Here is an 18,581-nt window from a genome sequence, read left to right on the forward strand (position 1 = left end):
AACTCACAGCTGCCACCGGGAGGAATGACGTGACCGAGAATTACGTAGACGGGCTTTCACTCGAGGAGAAAGCGTCGTTGACGTCCGGCTCGGATTTCTGGCACAGCCAGTCCGTTGCCGGAATCGAATCGATATTGCTGACCGACGGTCCGCACGGAGTCCGGAAACAACCCGAGGGTGGCGACGCACTCGGACTCGGCCACAGCATTCCCGCGACGTGTTTTCCGCCGGCAGTCGGGTTGGGCTCGTCGTGGAACCTCGACCTCATCCGCCAGGTCGGTGAGGCTCTGGGCGACGAAGCCAAAGCCGAACAGGTCTCGGTTCTCCTCGGTCCCGGTATCAACATCAAACGATCCCCGTTGTGCGGCCGGAATTTCGAATACGTCTCCGAGGACCCATTCCTCTCCGGCCGCGTCGCGGCAGCACTGATCACCGGCATCCAGTCTCGCGGCGTCGGAACCTCGCTCAAGCACTTCGCTGCCAACAACCAAGAGCACGACCGGATGAGAGTCAGCGCCGACGTCGACGAGCGGACGCTGCGCGAGATCTATCTGGCCGGATTCGAGTACGCCGTCAAGACCGCGGCCCCGACGACGGTCATGTGCTCGTACAACAAGATCAACGGTGTCTACTCGAGCCAGAACCATTGGCTGCTCACCGAGGTACTCCGCGAGCAGTGGGGCTTCGACGGCCTCGTTGTTTCGGACTGGGGAGCGGTCAACGATCGCGTGGCGGCACTCGCCGCCGGCCTCGATCTGGAAATGCCGTCGACCGGAACCGACACCCAGATCGTCGACGCCGTGCGCGGCGGAGACCTTGACGAATCCGTACTCAACACTGCAGCCGAACGACTGTCGACGCTGGTGAAACGCACCGCCGCCGCGCGCACCGAAGGCCACACGTACGACGTCGAGCGTCACCACGAACTGGCACGGATCGCGGCGACGGAGTCCGCTGTATTGCTGGCCAACGACGGAGAACTACTGCCACTGACCCCCGGCGGGCAAACTGTCGCGGTGATCGGAGAATTCGCGTGCAGCCCGCGGTACCAGGGGGCCGGCAGTTCACAGGTGGTTCCAACCAAGCTCGACAATGCCTTGGACGCGATCCTCGACCTCGAAGGCGCCGACCGCGTCACCTTCGCACCGGGCTTCACCTTCGACAGCACTCCGGACGACGACATGATCACCGAGGCTGTCGACGCCGCGCGCCGCGCTGACGTCGCTGTGCTCTTCCTCGGACTACCGTCCGCCACCGAATCCGAAGGGTTCGACCGAACCCACATCGATCTGCCCGCCGATCAGATTGCCCTGCTGGAAGCGGTGCACGGTGCGAACCCGAACACCGTGGTCGTGCTCTCCAACGGTGGCGTGATTTCGATCGAGCCTTGGAAGGATCATGCCGCCGCAATCCTCGAGGGTTGGCTACTCGGCCAGGCCGGCGGCTCGGCGATTGCCGACCTTCTGTTCGGCATCACGAATCCGTCCGGGCGTCTGACGGAGACCATTCCGCTTCGCCTCCAAGACAATCCGTCGTATCTGCATTTCCCGGGAGCCCAGCAGCACGTCCGCTACGGCGAAGGCCTGTACGTGGGATACCGCTACTACGACTCCGTGCTGCGCGAAGTGGCGTACCCGTTCGGGTTCGGGCTGAGCTACACCACCTTCGACATCACCGATACGTCTGTCGAGGCCGGTGAGAATTCCGCCGAAGTGACCGTCACCGTGCGCAACAGCGGCGACCGATCGGGCAGCACCGTCGTTCAGGTCTACGTCCACGACGCCTCGGAAAGCATCGACCGTCCCGTGCAGGAATTGAAGGGCTTTGCCAAGGTCCACCTCCACCCCGACGAATCTGCGACCGTGAACATCACGCTCGACACCAGGGCATTTGCCTATTGGTCCGTCGCGGCGCAGGACTGGGCGATCGAACCTGGCGACTACGAGATCCGCGTCGGTTTCTCGTCTCGGGACATCGCGAGAACCGACACGATCACCCTGGCCGGGAACGTCGGCGTCGGCACACTCGACGCAATGTCGACCATCGGCGAATGGCTCGCCCATCCCGTCGGTAGTGCCGTTCTCGGCGCCGCCATGTCCGCCGCAGCAGGCGAAGGTGCGCAGTCGGTCAGTCCCGAGATGATGGCGCTCGCCGGTTCTATGCCGCTCGGAAAACTCGCCACCTTCGGCCTCGGCATCACCGAGGAACAGGTGGAGCAGTTGGTGGCGGCCGCAGCACAGCCGGCCTACTAGCTCACTGAACTGCGGTTTCGACGAGTGGTGTGACCGCCAGTAGATTTTTATGAACTATTTGGTTAATAATCTTGTGTAGTTGCTGTGGCGTCGGTTACATTCCTTGTATCGCTCTCCGCACAGACGTTCTCAATACGAACACAATCAGCGGATGTAGAGCCTCCACGACGCTTCCACCCAGGAGATGAGCATGTCAGCTAGTACGGTTACACCGTCCGGCCCCGAGGCGGGATCCTTGGCCAGGCCGGACACGACCAAGGTCAAGCGCGCCGCAACGTCGTCGTTTCTCGGCAGCATGCTCGAGTACTACGACTTCTACATCTACGCCTCTGCCGCTGCGCTCATCTTCCCCACCGTGTTCTTCCCGGACAGCGGACATGCGGCTCTGCTTTCGCTGGCCACTTTCGGTGTCGCGTACGTCGCGCGCCCCCTCGGCGCTGTAGTCCTCGGCCATTTCGGTGACCGCGTCGGCCGCAAGAAGATCATGCTGCTCACGCTCATTCTGATGGGCGCAGCCACCTTCCTCATCGGATGTATTCCCAGCGCCGATTCGATCGGAGTTTTTGCACCGATACTTCTTGTCCTGATGAGAATCGCCCAGGGCATCTCCGCCGCCGGTGAACAGAGCGGTGCCAGCTCACTGACGCTCGAACACGCCCCCGAAGGCCGACGCGCGTTCTTCTGCAGTTGGACCCTCAACGGCACCCAGGCCGGCTTCATCCTCGCCAGCCTCGTATTCCTGCCCATTGCCGCACTCCCCGACGACATCCTTTACACGTGGGGCTGGCGAATCCCGTTCTGGGGCAGCCTGATCGTTCTGGTCGCGGCATACATCATGCGTCTCAAGCTCGAAGAACCCGAAGAGTTCACCGAGCAGCAGGAATCCAAGACCGTCGCCAAATTGCCTGTTGCCGATCTTCTTCGCACCCACAGCGCAAATCTGATTCGCGTGATCTGCTGCGCTTTCATCGCCGTCGTCTCGACCATCTTCTCCGTCTTCGGTCTCGCTTTCGCCACCACCGAAGAAGTGGGGATTCCGAAGTCGACCATGCTCTGGGTTGCCATCGCAGCCAACGCCGTAGCCCTGCTCAGTCAGCCTGCCTGGGCGATGCTCTCCGACCGGATCGGTCGCAGGCCGCTGTTCATCGGTGGCGCCCTCGGTAGCGCGGTGTTCATCTACGTGTACTTCGGCGCAATCGCCAGCGGCAACGTTCCCCTGATCTTCCTCGCCGCAATCGGATTGATGTCCGTCTTCTACGCTGCCCCGAATGCCATCTGGCCGTCGTTCTACTCCGAGATGTTCAACACCAAGGTCCGCTACTCGGGCATTGCGATCGGCACCCAGGTCGGCTTCGCCCTCGCAGGCTTTGCCCCCGCCATCGGCAACGCCCTCATGGGCGGCGACAAGACACACTGGATGCCCGTTGCCATTCTGACTTCGGTGGCCTGCGTCATCTGCGCGATCTCGGCGTTCACCGCCAAGGAGACGTTCCGCACTCCCCTCAAGGAGCTCGGCAACCCGATCTAGCCGACCACCCCACAGACACCCTGCACGAACGACTGTGTTGCGCGAACGACTGTGGCCCGGCATCTCGCGAGAGATGCCGGGCCACAGTCGTTTTGAAGTTCTACGCCGTCTTGTCGCGACGCTCGCCGCGTTCCGGCTTACGCGGAACGATGGTCGGAAGTACGTTGTCGTTGACGGTCTCCGCGGTGACGACCACCTTTTCGACGTCGTCACGGCTGGGGATGTCGTACATCACGGGAAGAAGAACTTCTTCCATGATGGCGCGCAGGCCACGCGCACCGGTTCCACGCAAGATCGCCTGATCGGCAATAGCGTCGAGCGCTTCTTCGGTGAACTCGAGTTCGACGCCGTCCATGTCGAACAGACGACGATACTGCTTGACGAGAGCGTTCTTGGGCTCCGACAAGATCTGAACGAGCGATTCCTTGTCGAGGTTGGTCACCGACGCGATCATCGGCAGTCGGCCGATGAACTCCGGAATCAGACCGAACTTGATCAAATCCTCCGGCATGACCTCGGCGAAACGATCGACCGTATCCAGTTCGGCCTTCGACCGAACCTCGGCACCGAAACCGATACCGCGCTTGCCGACACGATCGGAGACGATCCGCTCGAGACCTGCGAACGCGCCCGCGACGATGAACAGCACGTTCGTGGTGTCGATCTGGATGAATTCCTGGTGTGGATGCTTGCGGCCACCCTGCGGCGGGACACTCGCCTGCGTGCCTTCGAGGATCTTCAGCAACGCCTGCTGAACGCCTTCGCCGGACACGTCACGCGTGATCGACGGATTCTCGCTCTTACGCGCGATCTTGTCGACCTCGTCGATGTAGATGATTCCGGTCTCGGCGCGCTTGACGTCGTAGTCGGCAGCCTGAATCAGCTTGAGCAGAATGTTCTCGACGTCCTCACCGACGTAGCCGGCCTCGGTCAACGCCGTCGCATCGGCGATGGCGAACGGGACGTTGAGCATCTTCGCGAGTGTCTGGGCGAGATACGTCTTGCCACAGCCGGTGGGGCCGAGCATCAAGATGTTGGATTTTGCGAGCTCAACCGTCTCACCCCGCGCATCACGGCCCTTGTCGCCGGCCTGAATGCGCTTGTAGTGGTTGTAGACGGCCACGGCCAACGTCCGCTTCGCGGAGTCCTGACCGATGACGTAGTTCTCGAGGAATTCTCGGATCTCCGCAGGCTTGGGAAGCTCGTCGAGCTTGACCTCGCTCGATTCGGCCAATTCCTCTTCGATGATCTCATTGCAGAGGTCGATGCACTCGTCGCAGATGTACACCCCGGGTCCTGCAATGAGCTTTTTGACCTGCTTCTGACTCTTACCGCAGAAAGAGCACTTGAGCAGATCCCCGCCGTCGCCGATGCGTGCCATCTCGTGAGGTCCCTACTTTCCATCATGTACGTGCACTCGCCGCCACTCGATCGGTCGAGACGCTCCGCAGTACGTCGGTAGTTGTCAGATCAGACAAACTGATCAACAAACTGATCGAACAAATCTGGTCGAACAATCGCAGAACGCCGGTCGAGAACCAGCCCGTGAAGTGACGGTACCCGCAGATCCCGAACGGGGTCGACCTGTTCTCGGCGTTTCGCCTGCGGATAAAAAGGAAAAGAGCCGAGATTTCAGCCTGGCGAGCGCTCCACCAGGCACTTCTCGACGTGTCCGCCTCGTGTCGGGAATCGGGATACAGATCCTCGACACGAGGCGGAAATCGACTACTTCTGTGCGCTGAGCTTCCGGTAAGCGAGCACGTCGTCGATGATGCCGTACTCCTTGGCCTGCTCGGCCGTGAGGATCTTGTCGCGATCGGTGTCGACTCGGATGGTCTCCGGATCCTTGCCCGTGTGCAGCGACAGCGTGCTCTCCATGAGCCGACGCATACGCTCGATCTCCGCAGCCTGGATCTCCAGATCGGAAACCTGACCCTGGATGCCGCCCGTGGCCGGCTGGTGGATCAGAATGCGCGAGTTGGGGAGCGCGAAGCGCTTGCCCGGCGTACCACCGGCGAGAAGCACGGCAGCTGCCGAAGCAGCCTGACCGAGGCAAACGGTGGAAATGTCGGCACGGACGTACTGCATCGTGTCGTAGATCGCCATCAGCGCGGTGAACGAACCACCGGGCGAGTTGATGTACATGGTGATGTCGCGGTCCGGATCCTGCGATTCGAGAACCAACAACTGCGCCATGAGGTCATTGGCGGAGACGTCGTCGACCTGCGAGCCGAGGAAGATGATGCGCTCCTCGAACAGCTTGTTGTACGGGTCGGACGTCTTGACGCCGTAGCTGGTCTGCTCCGTGAACTGGGGCAGGATGTAGCGCGATTGGGGGCCTGACGGCGTCTGGCCGCCCAGCGAGTTAGCTCCGAAAAGATTGGTCATCAGTTCTCCAAAGTATGAATTGGGCAGCGAAGGGATGGACGAACCGGCTCAGTTGCCGGTGCCGCCGGCCTGATTCGCACGGGAGACGACGTGGTCGACGAAGCCGTACTCGAGAGCTTCCTTCGCCGTGAACCAACGGTCACGGTCGGAGTCCGCGGTGATCTGCTCGACCGTCTGACCGGTGTGCTGAGCGATCAGCTCGGCCATTTCGCGCTTGGTGTGCTTGAACTGCTCAGCCATGATCGCGATGTCGCTGGCGGAACCACCGATACCGGCGGACGGCTGGTGCATCATGATGCGGGCGTGAGGCAGTGCGTATCGCTTGCCCTTGGTGCCTGCCGAGAGCAGGAACTGACCCATCGACGCCGCAAGGCCCATGCCGAAGGTGGCGATGTCGCACTCGGCGAACTGCATCGTGTCGAAGATCGCCATACCTGCGGTCACGGATCCACCGGGCGAGTTGATGTAGAGCGAGATGTCTCGCGTCGGGTCCTCGGCCGAGAGCAACAGGATCTGTGCGCACAGCTTGTTGGCGATGTCGTCGTCGACCTGGGTACCGAGGAAAATGATGCGCTCTCGCAGCAAGCGCTCGTACACCGAGTCGCTGAGGTTCAACCCAGCGGTCGCTGAAGTCATGGCGGGACTCTGCAAAGTCTCCAGGTGATTGGAAGTCACGGTACCTGCCTTCTATGTGGATCTACTTGTGCGGTGGATCGTCTATGCGAAACACTTCTACTGACACAGACAGTAACGAAGTAGGGCGGCACCGGAGTCCCGGTGCCGCCCTACTTCGCTCAAAGCGGAAAACTCAGTGCAGTCGATCGTGGTGAAAACACCCGTCCGCCTGCGTTTTTACTTGTCTTCGCTCTCGGCGGAATCAGACTCGTCCGCTTCGGTTTCGGCCTCACTGCTGCCGAACAGCTCTGCGGTGTCGACAACTGCGCCGGAGGTGTCCTTGACACCGGCCGACTCGACGACGGACGCGAGAGCCTTGCCGCGACGAACGTCTGCGAAGACGGCGCCGAGCTGGTTGGCCTGCTGGATCTGCTGGATGAACTGCTCAGGAGCCATACCGTAACGCTGCGCCTGGAACAGGATGCGCTCGGTGAGCTCGTCCTGACCGACGGTGACGTTGCCCGCATCGGCAATCGAGTCGAGCAAGAGCTGCGTCTTGACGGAGCGCTCAGCAGCTTCCTGTGCATCCTTGTCGAACTCTTCGCGGCTGCTGCCCTGCTCTTCGAGGAGCTTGTTCAGTGCCTCTTCGTCGTGATCGAGACCGTGAACGGCGTCGTGCAGTGCTGCGTCGACCTCAGCCTTGACGACGGCCTCCGGCAACGGAACCTCGACGGTCTCGAGCAGCTGCTCGAGAACCTTGTCGCGGATCTGACCGGCCTGCTCGACCTTGCGGACGCGTGCGACGCGCTCACGGAGGTCAGCCTTCAGTTCTTCCAGGGTGTCGAACTCGCTGGCGAGCTGAGCGAACTCGTCGTCCTCAGCCGGAAGCTCGCGCTCCTTGACCGTCTGCACGGTCACGGTGACAACAGCTTCCTTGCCTGCGTGCTCGCCGGCGACCAGCGTCGACGTGAAGTCCTTGGACCCCCCCGCCTCGAGGCCGATGATGGCTTCGTCGAGGCCCTCGATGAGCTGGCCCGAACCAACCTCGTGCGACAGTCCGCTCGCGGTTGCCTCGGCAACGTTCTCGCCGTCGACGGTGGCCGACAGATCGATCGAGACGAAGTCGCCGTCCTCGACTGCGCGGTCGACGCCGGTGAGGGTGCCGAAACGCTGACGCAGCGAAAGCAGCTGCTCTTCGATGGCTTCGTCGGTGATCTCGATCGGATCGACCTCGACGTTGATGGAGCTGAAGTCGGGAAGCTCGATCTCGGGGCGCACGTCGACCTCGGCGGTGAACTCGAGGAGCTCGCCGTCTTCGATCTTGGTGACCTCGATCTCGGGCTGGCCGATGGCCTTCACGCCGGCGCTGGTGACAGCCTCGGAGTAACGCGACGGCAGAGCGTCGTTGACGACCTGCTCGAGCACAGCGCCGCGACCGACACGTGCTTCGAGAAGGCGGGCCGGAGCCTTGCCGGGACGGAAGCCGGGGAGACGAATCTGCTGCGCGAGGGCCTTGTAGGCCTTGTCGAAATCAGACTTGAGTTCCGCGAAGGGCACCTCAACGTTGATACGGACTCGCGTCGGGCTGAGCTGCTCGACGGTGCTCTTCACGAAACTTCGCTCCTTCGTCTGGTCTTGCTCACAACTTGTGTTGAATCGGTACTGCTGTCTGGCGCGGCACTTCACTCCCGTACGAGCTGGAGGTGAAGTGCCATGTACGTACTTGTCGGGATGACAGGATTTGAACCTGCGACCCTCCGCTCCCAAAGCGGATGCGCTACCAAGCTGCGCTACATCCCGTTTCCGATCACATGAAACACCGAACACATGAAACACACGATACGGCCATCCGAGGCCACTAAGACAGCGGGCCACAAAGGCAGCCACCATCGGTGACCGCGCACAACCCTATCGCGCTCACTACTCTCTCACGAACCCGACCGCCATTTGTACACGGCCCGGCTGTCGACCCCGTCAGTATGTCATCCGACGGCAGCCACATACAGCCTTGCCTCAATTGCCATTCAGAGCCGGAATCAGAAGCCGCGCCTGCGGCCGAGACACCCCGACTCGCCGAGCAATTCGGCAATTCCCCAGGTGAACGCCGGTATCGAACTTCTCCGACCCCCCGATTATGAAATCCGGTGGGGCATTGGGTACAGTTTCGTATCGCAGACGACGAACACGGCGATCCCGAGTTGTCGTATGCACGGGGATGTAGCTCAATGGTAGAGCCTCAGTCTTCCAAACTGATCACGCGGGTTCGATTCCCGTCATCCCCTCCATCAGGAGGGAAACTCCGCAAAAATCCGCACCGGCCCAGCCGGTGCGGATTTTTGCGTTAAGACTTTGTGTACTCCGACCACTCCCCGGCGGTCCGTATCCTGGAGTTGTCCGGATCGATTCTGCTCGGGAGGCCACTCGTGACCACGATTCTTCTCATACTCGTCGTTCTGGCCGTAGTCGTATTTCTGGTCATGAAAAGCCAGCAACGCGGTTCCGGCCACAGCGCAACACAACTCGACGATGCGAAAGCCGATGCCCGGCAGGCGATCGAACGCCTCGGCGGTCAGGTCTACAACCTGACCGGCAGTGACGACGCGTCGCGCCAAGCCCTCGCCGACGCAGGCGAACGGTACAACGCCGCAGGATCGCAGATCGACCAGGCCGCAACGCCGGTTCAGGCTCGTCTCGCGAAACAGACTGCCCTGGAAGGGCTTTACTACATCCGCGCGGCACGGGTGGCGATGGGCATGGATCCGGGGCCGGAAGTCCCCTCCATCGACGGACAGAAGGCTGCGGGTTCTGTCACCGAAGACCGTGAGGTCGAATTCGAGGGCCGCAAGGTCGCCGCATCACCCAATCCGTCGTCGCACACACCCAACTACTACCCCGGTGGCCGAGTCGCAGGTCGCCCGGTCCCGGCCGGCTGGTACTCCGAGCCTTGGTGGAAGCCTGCCCTCGTCGCCGGCGCCTGGGGTCTGGGTTCGATGATGCTGTTCTCGACCATGTTCTCCGGCATGGCAGGGGTTCCTTACGGCGCAGAAGCTTTCGCCCAGGGCGGCGATCCCGGCGCCGATTCAGGGGCCGATTCAGGGGCCGGTGACTCCGGAGATCAGGGCATGGACGCCGGTGATCCCGGTGCGGACCAAGGAAGTATCGACAACACCGATTTCACCGCAGACGGTGGAGGCAGCGACTACGGGGACTTCGGAGGCGGCGATTTCGGTGGTGGAGACTTCGGCGGCTTCGACTTCTAAGCCGACTGACACACTGGGCACCAGAACAAGTTTCGTGCCTTCATAACGGAATGCAGGATCGGTGTGCCGCACACGCGGCACGGCGATCCTGCTCTTCTGTAGACATAGGTCCGCGGACGATCTTTTGCGTACGCCGGATCGCCGTTGTCGTGCTCGGCGCGAACGACGTGCATCTTCCCGCGTCTGACGCCGACTTTCATCAATTCGACAAGGTCTGCCCACATGGCGGTCCACTCGCCGTGGGAGACGAGATTCCCCGGTCGTTCAGGGTTGATTCCGTGACGAAAGAGAAGTTCGGCGCGATAAACGTTGCCGACACCCGCCAGGACCGCCTGGTCCATCAGCAGGGCGCCGATTGCCGTCTTGGACTTGGAGATTCGCATCCAAGCCTTCTGCGGATCCGCGTCGCGGCGCAGTGGGTCCGGCCCGAGCCGGGCTTCTATCGCGGCGACCTGAGGCGGTAGCAGGACTTCGCAGGCGGTGGGACCACGAAGGTCGGTGCCGAAATCGGCACCGACCATTCGCATCCGGACCTGGCCTACCGGTTCTTCCATCGGCAGGGTGGCGTCGGTGAACTTTCCGTACAAACCGAGGTGTACGTGAACTGTCAATCCATTGTCGTACGTGTGCCAGAGGTGCTTTCCCCAGGCATCCGAGGACGTGAGTACGTGTCCGTCCACCAGGCGCGCGTCCTCGGCGAATCTGCCTTGCGGACTGAGCACGCGGACCGGTGAACCGACGAACTTGCGGGCATGCAACCGTGCCAGCCGGTGCAGGGTATGACCTTCAGGCACGGAACAACTTTCGGATCAGGCTTGCGGCAGAGCCGGTGCGACGCCGGTCTTCTCGTACTCGGACAAGATGTCGATACGACGCTGGTGGCGCTCTTCACCCGACCATGCGGTGGCGAGGAAAGCGTCGACGATGGCAAGCGACTCCTCGAGGGAATGCATACGTCCGCCGATGCCGATCAGCTGAGCGTTGTTGTGCTCGCGGGCCAGCTTCGCCGTTTCGACGCTCCAGGCGAGGGCGCACCGTGCGCCGGGAACCTTGTTCGCTGCGATCTGCTCGCCGTTGCCACTGCCACCGAGGACGATTCCCAGGCTGCCCTCGTCGGCGACGACACGCTTTGCGGCTTCGATGCAGAAGGCCGGGTAGTCGTCCACGGCGTCGTACTCGTGAGCACCACAGTCGATGGCCTCGTGGCCGTTCGCTTTCAGGTGTTCGATGATCTCGTTCTTACGTTCGAATCCGGCATGGTCGGCACCCAGGTATACGCGCATGGCAACAATTCTCTCAGGCCCGACCAGCCGGGCGCACCCGGGTCGACGTCACACTTTCAGGAGCGCGCATCGCCGTGCGAGCGCACCTATCGTGGTGCCCATGTACCCCGCCAACGTTCAGGCCGCTGCACCCGCCATTCGCGTGTCACCGGGCAGTGACGCGGTTCGCCACCCGTGGGAAATCCCGCTACTCGTGCTCGCGGTTCTGACGACGGTCGTCACTTATGTGGTGGCGATCGTTCTGATCGCTGCGGGTGATCTGTCGACGTGGATCCTCGTGGTGCTCGCGGCTCCGATCTTGCTGTTCCTCGCGCGAGGTCAGCTGTACGGATCGCAGCAGGTCAACGGAATCAAGATGACGCCTTCACAATTTCCGGAGGGGTATCAGCTGGTTGCCGAGGCTGCCGCACGGTTCGGCATGAAAACTCCGCCGGATGCCTACGTCGTGCTGGGGAACGGGCGGATCAACGCGTTTGCGTCAGGGCACGGATTTCGCCGTTTTGTCGTCGTCTACAGCGACCTGTTCGAAGTCGGTGGGCAGGCACGCGAGCCCGATGCGCTCGCATTCATCATCGGCCACGAGGTCGGCCACATCGCTGCTGGGCATGCGTCGTACTGGCGCCAGTGGGGACAGTTCGCGTCGAACTACATTCCGGTGATCGGATCTTCGCTGTCGCGTTCCATGGAGTACACGGCAGACAACTTCGGTTTTCACATGCGCCCACAGGGCGCACCGGGCGCGATGGGTGTCCTCGGCGCCGGAAAGTATCTCGTGGGTCTGGTCGGGTTCGACGAACTCGCCGATCGCGCGACACTCGAATCCGGTTTCTTCCCGTGGTTCGTCAACATCTTGTCGTCGCATCCGGTGCTGACCTGGCGTGCGGCCGCGCTTCGCAACCGCACGCACTCAGGACATCTGTTCTTCCGGCCCGGTCAGCTCTACCGAAATCCGGCGCTCACTACCGCTCAGTCGAACTGAGGATCCTCGTTGCGGGTCCGCTTGAGCTCGAAGAAGTGCGGGTAGCCGGCCAGCGCGACGGCGCCGTCCCACACCTTGCCTGCATCCTCGCCGCGCGGGATACGTGACAGCACGGGACCGAAGAACGCCACGCCGTTGACATGGATCGTCGGGGTTCCGACGTCGGGTCCAACGGCGTCCATGCCCTTGTGGTGGCTCTCGCGCAGTGCCTCGTCGTACTTGTCGGTGTCGGCAGCCTCGCCCAGTTCGGGCGGCAGTCCGACCTCGGCGAGCGACGACTTGATGACGTCGGCGAAGTCCTTGTTTCCCTCGTTATGAATCTTCGTGCCCATCGCCGTGTACAGCGGCAGGAGGATATCGTCACCCTTCAGCTGCGCTGCAGCGATAGCGACGCGGACCGGTCCCCAGGCCTTGGTCATCATCTCGCGGTACTCGTCTGGCAGGTCGCGGCCCTCGTTGAGAACCGCAAGGCTCATCACGTGGAACTTGGCCTCGATGTCGCGTACCTGCTGGGCCTCGAGAATCCAGCGCGAGGTGATCCAGCACCACGGGCAGAGCGGGTCGAACCAGAAGTCAGCAGTGTCCGTGGTCTTGCTCGAGGTTGCGCTCACGAAGAAACTCCCTATCAGTTCATGTCGGTCAGGTCATATCAGTTCGGGGACATATCTCCCGTCCTGCCAACAATCATGAACCCGCAATCCTTCCCGCGCTTTCCCCCGAACCACCTTCCGATCGCAGTAGTGTCGAAAAGAAACGAGTGCGAAGGAGTGGTTCGGTAATGAGCACCAACCGGAGATTCGTGATCGTCGGCGGCGGGCTCGCGGGCGCAAAGATGGCAGAAGCCCTGCGTGACAGAGATTTCGACGGTGAAATCACCGTCTTGAGCGAAGAAGACCACCTTCCGTACGAGCGTCCGCCGCTGTCGAAAGAGTTCTTCGCGGGAAAGAAAACACTCCCCGAATTCACCGTCCACGACGGCGAGTGGTTCCGCGACCATCGCGTCGATCTTCGACCGGGAACCACGGCAACGGCGATTGACACCGCTGCGCACACCGTCTCACTTCCGGACGGTTCCACGATCGGCTACGACAAGCTCGCCCTGGCCACCGGTTCACGTTCGCGGCGCCTCGACATCCCGGGGGCCGACGCCGAAGGCGTTCACTACGTGCGAACAGTCGATCAAGCCGCTGCGCTGCTGCGCACCCTGGCCGCCGACAAGAAACTCGTCGTGATCGGTGCCGGCTGGATCGGTCTCGAAATTGCCGCGTCGGCTCGCGGTTTCGACGTCGACGTCACCGTGCTCGAACATGCCGACCTCCCGCTCGAATCGACGCTCGGCCCGGAAATGGGTGAGGTCTTCGCCGCACTGCACCGCCAGAACGGCGTCGACTTGCGCACCGGCACGGACGTCAGCGCAATCTCCGTCGACGGCGATCAAGCCTCGGGTGTCACCTTGAGCGATGGAACCGTGATTCCCGCCGACGCCGTGTTGATCGCTGTCGGCGCATTGCCCAACACCGAGTTGGCGTCGGAGGCGGGTATCGACGTCGACAACGGAGTTCTCGTCGACGCCGGTCTGCAGAGCAGCGACGGCGACGTCGTCGCGGTAGGAGACATCGCGGCCGCACAGCATCCGATTCTGAATGCACGAATTCGGGTGGAGCACTGGGCAAACGCGCTCAACCAACCCGAGACGGCTGCAGACACCATGTTGGGGCGGCCCGCCGAGTACGTGCGCATGCCGTATTTCTTCACCGATCAGTACGACCTCGGTATGGAATACGTGGGCCACGCACCGCATGGCGCTTATTCCCGTGTGGTCACTCGCGGTGACGTCGACAAGCGCGAGTTCCTGGCGTTCTGGCTCGATTCCGCGAACAAGGTACTCGCCGGCATGAACGTGAACATCTGGGATGCCGGTGACGCCATCAAGGAACTGGTCGCATCTTCGCGCCCCGTCGATCCGGATCGGTTGGCCGATCCACAGATTCCGCTGGCAGAAGCGTCCGCTTGAGTAAAGCCGTTCTCTTCGTGATGGGATGGACGTAATAGATCCGCACCATCAACGAGGAGATCTTTGTGGTCGCACCGAACCTGACACGCGAAACCGCAGCGCAACGGTCAGCAATCCTGAGCGTCGAGAACTACCTGATCGAACTCGATCTCACCGACGGCAACGACGCACCCGGCGAGGAGACGTTCTCTTCGAAGACCACTGTCACGTTCACGGCTACGGCCGGGGCAAGCAGCTTCATCGACATCGTCGCTGCCCGAGTCCATTCCGCAGTCCTCAACGGAACGGCACTCGACGTCACCGGTTACGACGAGTCGACAGGCATCAGCCTGCCCGACCTCGCTGCCGACAACGAGTTGGTCATCGAGGCCGATTGCATCTACTCCCACACCGGCGAAGGACTGCACCGATTCGTCGACCCGACCGATGACGCCGTCTACCTCTATTCACAATTCGAGACGGCTGACGCCAAGCGCATGTTCGCGTGCTTCGATCAGCCCGATCTGAAGGCCACGTTCGACGTCCGCGTCACCGCCCCCACGTCGTGGAAGGTCATCTCCAACTCCGCGGTCGTCGAGACCCTCGCCGCTGATCCCGGCCAGCACGTCTTCCGGACCACCCCGAAGATGAGCACGTACCTGGTGGCGCTCATCGCCGGTCCCTACGCGCAGTGGACCGACATCTACTCCGACGAGCACGGCGACATCCCCCTCGGAATCTTCTGCCGCGCTTCGCTGGCCGAGTTCATGGACGAGGAGCGGCTCTTCACCGAGACCAAACAGGGATTCGACTTCTACCACCGCAACTTCGGTGTTCCCTATGCCTTCGGCAAGTACGACCAGCTCTTCGTCCCCGAATTCAATGCGGGCGCGATGGAGAATGCCGGCGCCGTGACCTTCCTCGAGGACTACGTCTTCCGCTCCAAAGTGACCCGCTACTCGTACGAGCGTCGTGCCGAGACGGTGCTGCACGAAATGGCGCACATGTGGTTCGGCGACCTCGTCACGATGGCGTGGTGGGACGACCTGTGGCTCAACGAGTCGTTCGCGACCTTCGCTTCGGTCCTGTGCCAGACCGAGGCCACGGAGTACACGAATGCCTGGACGACGTTCGCCAACGTCGAGAAGTCGTGGGCATACCGCCAGGATCAGTTGCCGTCGACGCACCCGATTGCCGCGGACATTCCGGACCTGGCCGCAGTCGAGGTCAACTTCGACGGCATCACCTACGCCAAGGGCGCCAGCGTCCTCAAGCAGTTGGTCGCCTACGTCGGACTCGAGCCGTTCCTCGCCGGACTGCGTGAGTACTTCCGTGAGCACGCATTCGGAAACGCAACCTTCGACGATCTGCTGGGTTCACTCGAAAAGTCTTCGGGTCGTGACCTTTCCGACTGGGGCCGGCAGTGGCTCAAGACCACCGGTTTGAACATCCTGCGCCCCGACTTCGACGTCGACGCAGACGGAAAGTTCACCCGCTTCGCCGTCCTGCAGGACGGTGCTGCACCAGGCGCCGGCGAGCGGCGAATCCACCGGATCGCCATCGGCATCTACGACGACGTCGACGGCAAGTTGGTGCGAAGCCATCGCGTCGAACTCGACCTCGATGCTGTGGAAAGCACGGATGTCCCCGAACTTGTCGGCGTCGCCCGCGGTGCACTCGTGTTGGTCAACGACGACGATCTCACCTACGGCTCCGTGCGACTCGATCCCGAATCGTTGGCGACGGCGATCGAGCGGGTCGGCGACATCACCGACTCACTCCCCCGCACCCTGGTCTGGTCGGCGGCGTGGGAAATGACCCGTCAGGCCGAACTGAAGGCACGCGACTTCGTCGCACTGGTCGAGCGCGGTATCAGTTCGGAGACCGAAGTCGGTGTGGTGCAACGTCTCTTGCTCCAAGCCCAAACCGCCATCGGCTCCTACGCAGATCCGGCCTGGGCCGAGGCCGAAGGCGCGGCGAGCTTCGCCAATCGGTTGCTCGAACTCGCACGTGAGGCAGAGGCCGGGTCCGACCACCAGCTGGCATTCGTCAACGCACTCACCGGTGCAGCACTCTCCCCGTGGCACACCGAGGTACTGCGCGAATTGCTCGACGCCGATCCCTCCACAGTTGGGCTCGACGGCCTGATCGTCGACACGGACCTGCGCTGGCGCATCGTCGGGGCACTCGCAGCTGCCGGTGAGATCGACGCCGAAGGAACTGCAACTCCGTTCATCGACGCCGAAGCCCAGCATGACCCGACCGCTGCGGGCGCTCGTCAAGCCGCCGCGGCCGCGGCCGGACGTCCGCAGGCCGCTGTCAAGGAAGAGGTCTGGGCGAAGGTCGTCGGCGACGACTCGCTGCCCAACATCACCGCGCGATCGATCATCGGCGGGTTCGCTCGCGAAGGCCAGGACGAATTGCTCGAACCCTTCGTCTCCCGCTACTTTGCCGACATCGCGGCAGTGTGGGAACGACGCTCGAGCGAAGTGGCACAGACGGTTGTCATCGGGCTGTACCCGTCGTGGTCGATCTCTGCAGAATCCGTCGCGGCCGCAGACCGATTCCTCGAAGGCGACATCCCTCCCGCGTTGCGCCGTCTGGTCGTCGAAGGCCAGGCCGGTGTGGTTCGTTCACTCGCAGCACGAAAGTTCGACGCGAGCTGACATGCGAAAGGCCGGTGCCCGCGTCGATTCTCACGAATCGACGCGGGCACCGGCCTGTGTCTTGCAAGTCAGGGCGCTGAAATTGCGGCTGCCATAACGCGGATTGCGCTGATCAGTCCGTCGATCAGATTGCCTTCGCTGAACGATGCAACAGCTGCCGTTGCTCCGAGCTGGGTAACGCGATCAGTGACCCGATCGGCGATTGCCCGCCCGCTGCGTACCTCGACGGTGCGCTGGTTGGGCGAGACGGCGATCAGCACGGAACGCTCGGCTTCGGGCGTGGTCGGGAACAGTGCGTCGGCACCCGCTGCCGGATCGGAACCGAGATCACCGATGTACGCGTTGAATCGCACCTTGGTGGCCCGCGTCGCTTCGGTCATCGCGACGTCGAGCGCGACCAGATCCATGGTCTCGAACGGAAGATCGTCGGTGAACGGCTCGCCGATGCGATGCACACCGGATACGCGTCCACTGGACGTGACGACGCTGCCGACGGGCAGGTCCTCGGGCGCTACTGCGAGCGCGGTCGAATGATCACCACTTGCCACTTGCGGACCCTCCGATCAGATCAGCCGAACCGGCTTCGATTGCGTGTGCACTGCCGTGATGGCCACCGCGAACGGTGACCTCGTCGACAGCACTCCACAGCACGGGAGCGTGATCCCACGACTCACCGAGATGGAACGCCGGCGGAACCGGTCCCGGCGTCTTCTTCCCGAGGAAGGACGCAGCCGCGAAGAACGCGGTGATCAAGGCCGGAATCCCAACGTATATCAGTACTACCTCGAGAATGCTCACACCAGATAACGTAGCCCAGAACGCCAGGAAGGAAAGCGTCAGGGCCACAAATTCTCGGGCAATTTCGTTTCGGTGAAGACAGAACGCGCCTCAGGCTGCGCCCACGCCGAGATAAGGCATCCACGCCGGATGCAATTCCTTGGTCGCCGCGAGTAGACGCCAGTGCGGGCCGGACGGCGGAACCAGTTCCGCACGGAGCGTCCATCCGAGTTCGCTGAGCATCTTGTCGGCCTTGCGGTGATTGCAGGGGGCACAGCACGCGACGCAGTTCTCCCACGAATGCCCGCCACCTCTGCTGCGAGGAACGACGTGGTCGATGGTTTCGGCTTTGGCTCCGCAGTACGCACATCGGAAGTGGTCACGATGCATCAGTGCGGCACGAGTCATGGGGATACGGGCGCGATACGGAACGCGCACGTAGGTGCGCAATCGAATGACCGAGGGAACCTGCACCGACCAGTCCGCAGAATGGACTACCGGGCCTTGTTCGTCCTCGTGGACGGTATCGGCCTTGCCGCAGGCCATCAGTACGACCGCGCGCCGGGCAGGAAGGGCGGTCAGCGGTTCGTACGTGACGTTGAGCAGTAGCACCCGACGTTTCACCCACTCGGGCACGACGCGATCGGGAGGGAACATCTCGAGGTGAGAACGTTCTTCGGAAAAGAGTGGGTCGGCAGTGTGCGCGAACCCGTCAGGAACAACTTCCAGAACAGCCCCTAACGCGTGGTCGTTCCGCGCGCTAGTGGGCTGGAGTTGTCGGTGATTGCGTGCAGCATGTCGGTTCTTCATACGACCTCCGGGAGACTGCCCCCAAGTTGA

The 18,581-nt window shown here is 62.3% G+C and carries 16 protein-coding genes and 2 tRNA genes; 7 read left to right on the forward strand and 11 right to left on the reverse strand.

The window, feature by feature from the left end; translation table 11 throughout:
• Window positions 1-29 precede the first annotated feature (29 nt).
• Both ACSW29_RS28505 and ACSW29_RS28510 read left to right on the forward strand, forming a co-directional pair.
• Complete coding sequence (locus ACSW29_RS28505; RefSeq protein ID WP_448278897.1) at window positions 30-2,252, forward strand: glycoside hydrolase family 3 C-terminal domain-containing protein; 2,223 nt, start codon at window positions 30-32, stop codon at window positions 2,250-2,252.
• Between the two features lie 190 nt (window positions 2,253-2,442).
• Complete coding sequence (locus ACSW29_RS28510) at window positions 2,443-3,780, forward strand: MFS transporter (RefSeq protein ID WP_230814005.1); 1,338 nt, start codon at window positions 2,443-2,445, stop codon at window positions 3,778-3,780.
• 100 nt (window positions 3,781-3,880) lie between these two features.
• Here the strand turns inward: ACSW29_RS28510 and clpX are convergent, their stop codons facing one another.
• The 5 genes from clpX to ACSW29_RS28535 all read right to left on the reverse strand — a co-directional run bounded on the left by clpX (window position 3,881) and on the right by ACSW29_RS28535 (window position 8,583).
• Window positions 3,881-5,161 carry an ATP-dependent Clp protease ATP-binding subunit ClpX gene (gene clpX, locus ACSW29_RS28515; protein WP_003944582.1) on the reverse strand — a complete coding sequence of 427 codons (1,281 nt, stop codon included), beginning with the start codon at window positions 5,159-5,161 and terminating at the stop codon, window positions 3,881-3,883.
• Window positions 5,162-5,505: 344 nt separating this feature from the next.
• Window positions 5,506-6,168, reverse strand: a complete 663-nt coding sequence (locus ACSW29_RS28520) for an ATP-dependent Clp protease proteolytic subunit (protein ID WP_296555113.1) — start codon at window positions 6,166-6,168, stop codon at window positions 5,506-5,508.
• A gap of 48 nt (window positions 6,169-6,216) precedes the next feature.
• Window positions 6,217-6,804: an ATP-dependent Clp protease proteolytic subunit gene (locus tag ACSW29_RS28525; RefSeq protein WP_007730960.1), complete on the reverse strand. Its 588-nt coding sequence runs from the start codon at window positions 6,802-6,804 to the stop codon at window positions 6,217-6,219.
• A gap of 216 nt (window positions 6,805-7,020) precedes the next feature.
• Complete coding sequence (gene tig, locus ACSW29_RS28530) at window positions 7,021-8,394, reverse strand: trigger factor (protein ID WP_448278898.1); 1,374 nt, start codon at window positions 8,392-8,394, stop codon at window positions 7,021-7,023.
• 115 nt (window positions 8,395-8,509) lie between these two features.
• A tRNA-Pro gene (locus ACSW29_RS28535) sits at window positions 8,510-8,583 on the reverse strand.
• 411 nt (window positions 8,584-8,994) lie between these two features.
• Here ACSW29_RS28535 and ACSW29_RS28540 point away from each other — a divergent pair.
• Together ACSW29_RS28540 and ACSW29_RS28545 are read left to right on the forward strand one after the other, a co-directional pair.
• Window positions 8,995-9,068 (forward strand) — tRNA-Gly (locus tag ACSW29_RS28540).
• A gap of 192 nt (window positions 9,069-9,260) precedes the next feature.
• Entirely contained in the window at window positions 9,261-10,043 is a 783-nt protein-coding gene (locus ACSW29_RS28545) for a DUF1542 domain-containing protein (protein WP_448278955.1), read from the forward strand.
• Here ACSW29_RS28545 and ACSW29_RS28550 read toward each other — a convergent pair.
• Entirely contained in the window at window positions 10,040-10,837 is a 798-nt protein-coding gene (locus ACSW29_RS28550) for an Fpg/Nei family DNA glycosylase (RefSeq protein WP_317826161.1), read from the reverse strand. The two genes, ACSW29_RS28545 and ACSW29_RS28550, sit on opposite strands and share 4 nt — an antisense overlap.
• A gap of 15 nt (window positions 10,838-10,852) precedes the next feature.
• Window positions 10,853-11,326 (reverse strand): ribose-5-phosphate isomerase, encoded by a 474-nt coding sequence (locus tag ACSW29_RS28555; RefSeq protein ID WP_003944571.1) that lies wholly within the window; start codon window positions 11,324-11,326, stop codon window positions 10,853-10,855.
• Between the two features lie 100 nt (window positions 11,327-11,426).
• Between ACSW29_RS28555 and ACSW29_RS28560 the strand changes: the two genes are divergently transcribed.
• Window positions 11,427-12,305, forward strand: a complete 879-nt coding sequence (locus ACSW29_RS28560; protein ID WP_448278899.1) for a M48 family metallopeptidase — start codon at window positions 11,427-11,429, stop codon at window positions 12,303-12,305.
• Here ACSW29_RS28560 and ACSW29_RS28565 read toward each other — a convergent pair.
• Window positions 12,293-12,916 carry a mycothiol-dependent nitroreductase Rv2466c family protein gene (locus ACSW29_RS28565; protein WP_448278900.1) on the reverse strand — a complete coding sequence of 208 codons (624 nt, stop codon included), beginning with the start codon at window positions 12,914-12,916 and terminating at the stop codon, window positions 12,293-12,295. The genes ACSW29_RS28560 and ACSW29_RS28565 overlap by 13 nt on opposite strands.
• Before the next feature lie 167 nt (window positions 12,917-13,083).
• Between ACSW29_RS28565 and ACSW29_RS28570 the strand changes: the two genes are divergently transcribed.
• Both ACSW29_RS28570 and pepN read left to right on the forward strand, forming a co-directional pair.
• Window positions 13,084-14,319, forward strand: a complete 1,236-nt coding sequence (locus ACSW29_RS28570; RefSeq protein WP_448278901.1) for an NAD(P)/FAD-dependent oxidoreductase — start codon at window positions 13,084-13,086, stop codon at window positions 14,317-14,319.
• 65 nt (window positions 14,320-14,384) lie between these two features.
• Window positions 14,385-16,964, forward strand: a complete 2,580-nt coding sequence (gene pepN / locus ACSW29_RS28575) for an aminopeptidase N (protein WP_448278902.1) — start codon at window positions 14,385-14,387, stop codon at window positions 16,962-16,964.
• 68 nt (window positions 16,965-17,032) lie between these two features.
• On the opposite strand, the gene ACSW29_RS28580 is transcribed toward pepN, so the two are convergent.
• The 3 genes from ACSW29_RS28580 to ACSW29_RS28590 form a co-directional block, all read right to left on the reverse strand.
• Window positions 17,033-17,512, reverse strand: coding sequence for a DUF5130 domain-containing protein (locus ACSW29_RS28580; protein WP_019749092.1), 480 nt, complete (start codon window positions 17,510-17,512; stop codon window positions 17,033-17,035).
• Window positions 17,499-17,762, reverse strand: a complete 264-nt coding sequence (gene ctaJ / locus ACSW29_RS28585; protein WP_007730943.1) for an aa3-type cytochrome oxidase subunit CtaJ — start codon at window positions 17,760-17,762, stop codon at window positions 17,499-17,501. The genes ACSW29_RS28580 and ctaJ overlap by 14 nt, the downstream gene beginning before the upstream one ends.
• Before the next feature lie 90 nt (window positions 17,763-17,852).
• The gene (locus tag ACSW29_RS28590) at window positions 17,853-18,551 is read right to left on the reverse strand and encodes an HNH endonuclease (protein ID WP_172436519.1); all 699 of its coding nucleotides are present in this window, start codon (window positions 18,549-18,551) and stop codon (window positions 17,853-17,855) included.
• Window positions 18,552-18,581 lie beyond the last annotated feature (30 nt).

Source organism: Rhodococcus sp. GB-02 (genome assembly GCF_053470465.1).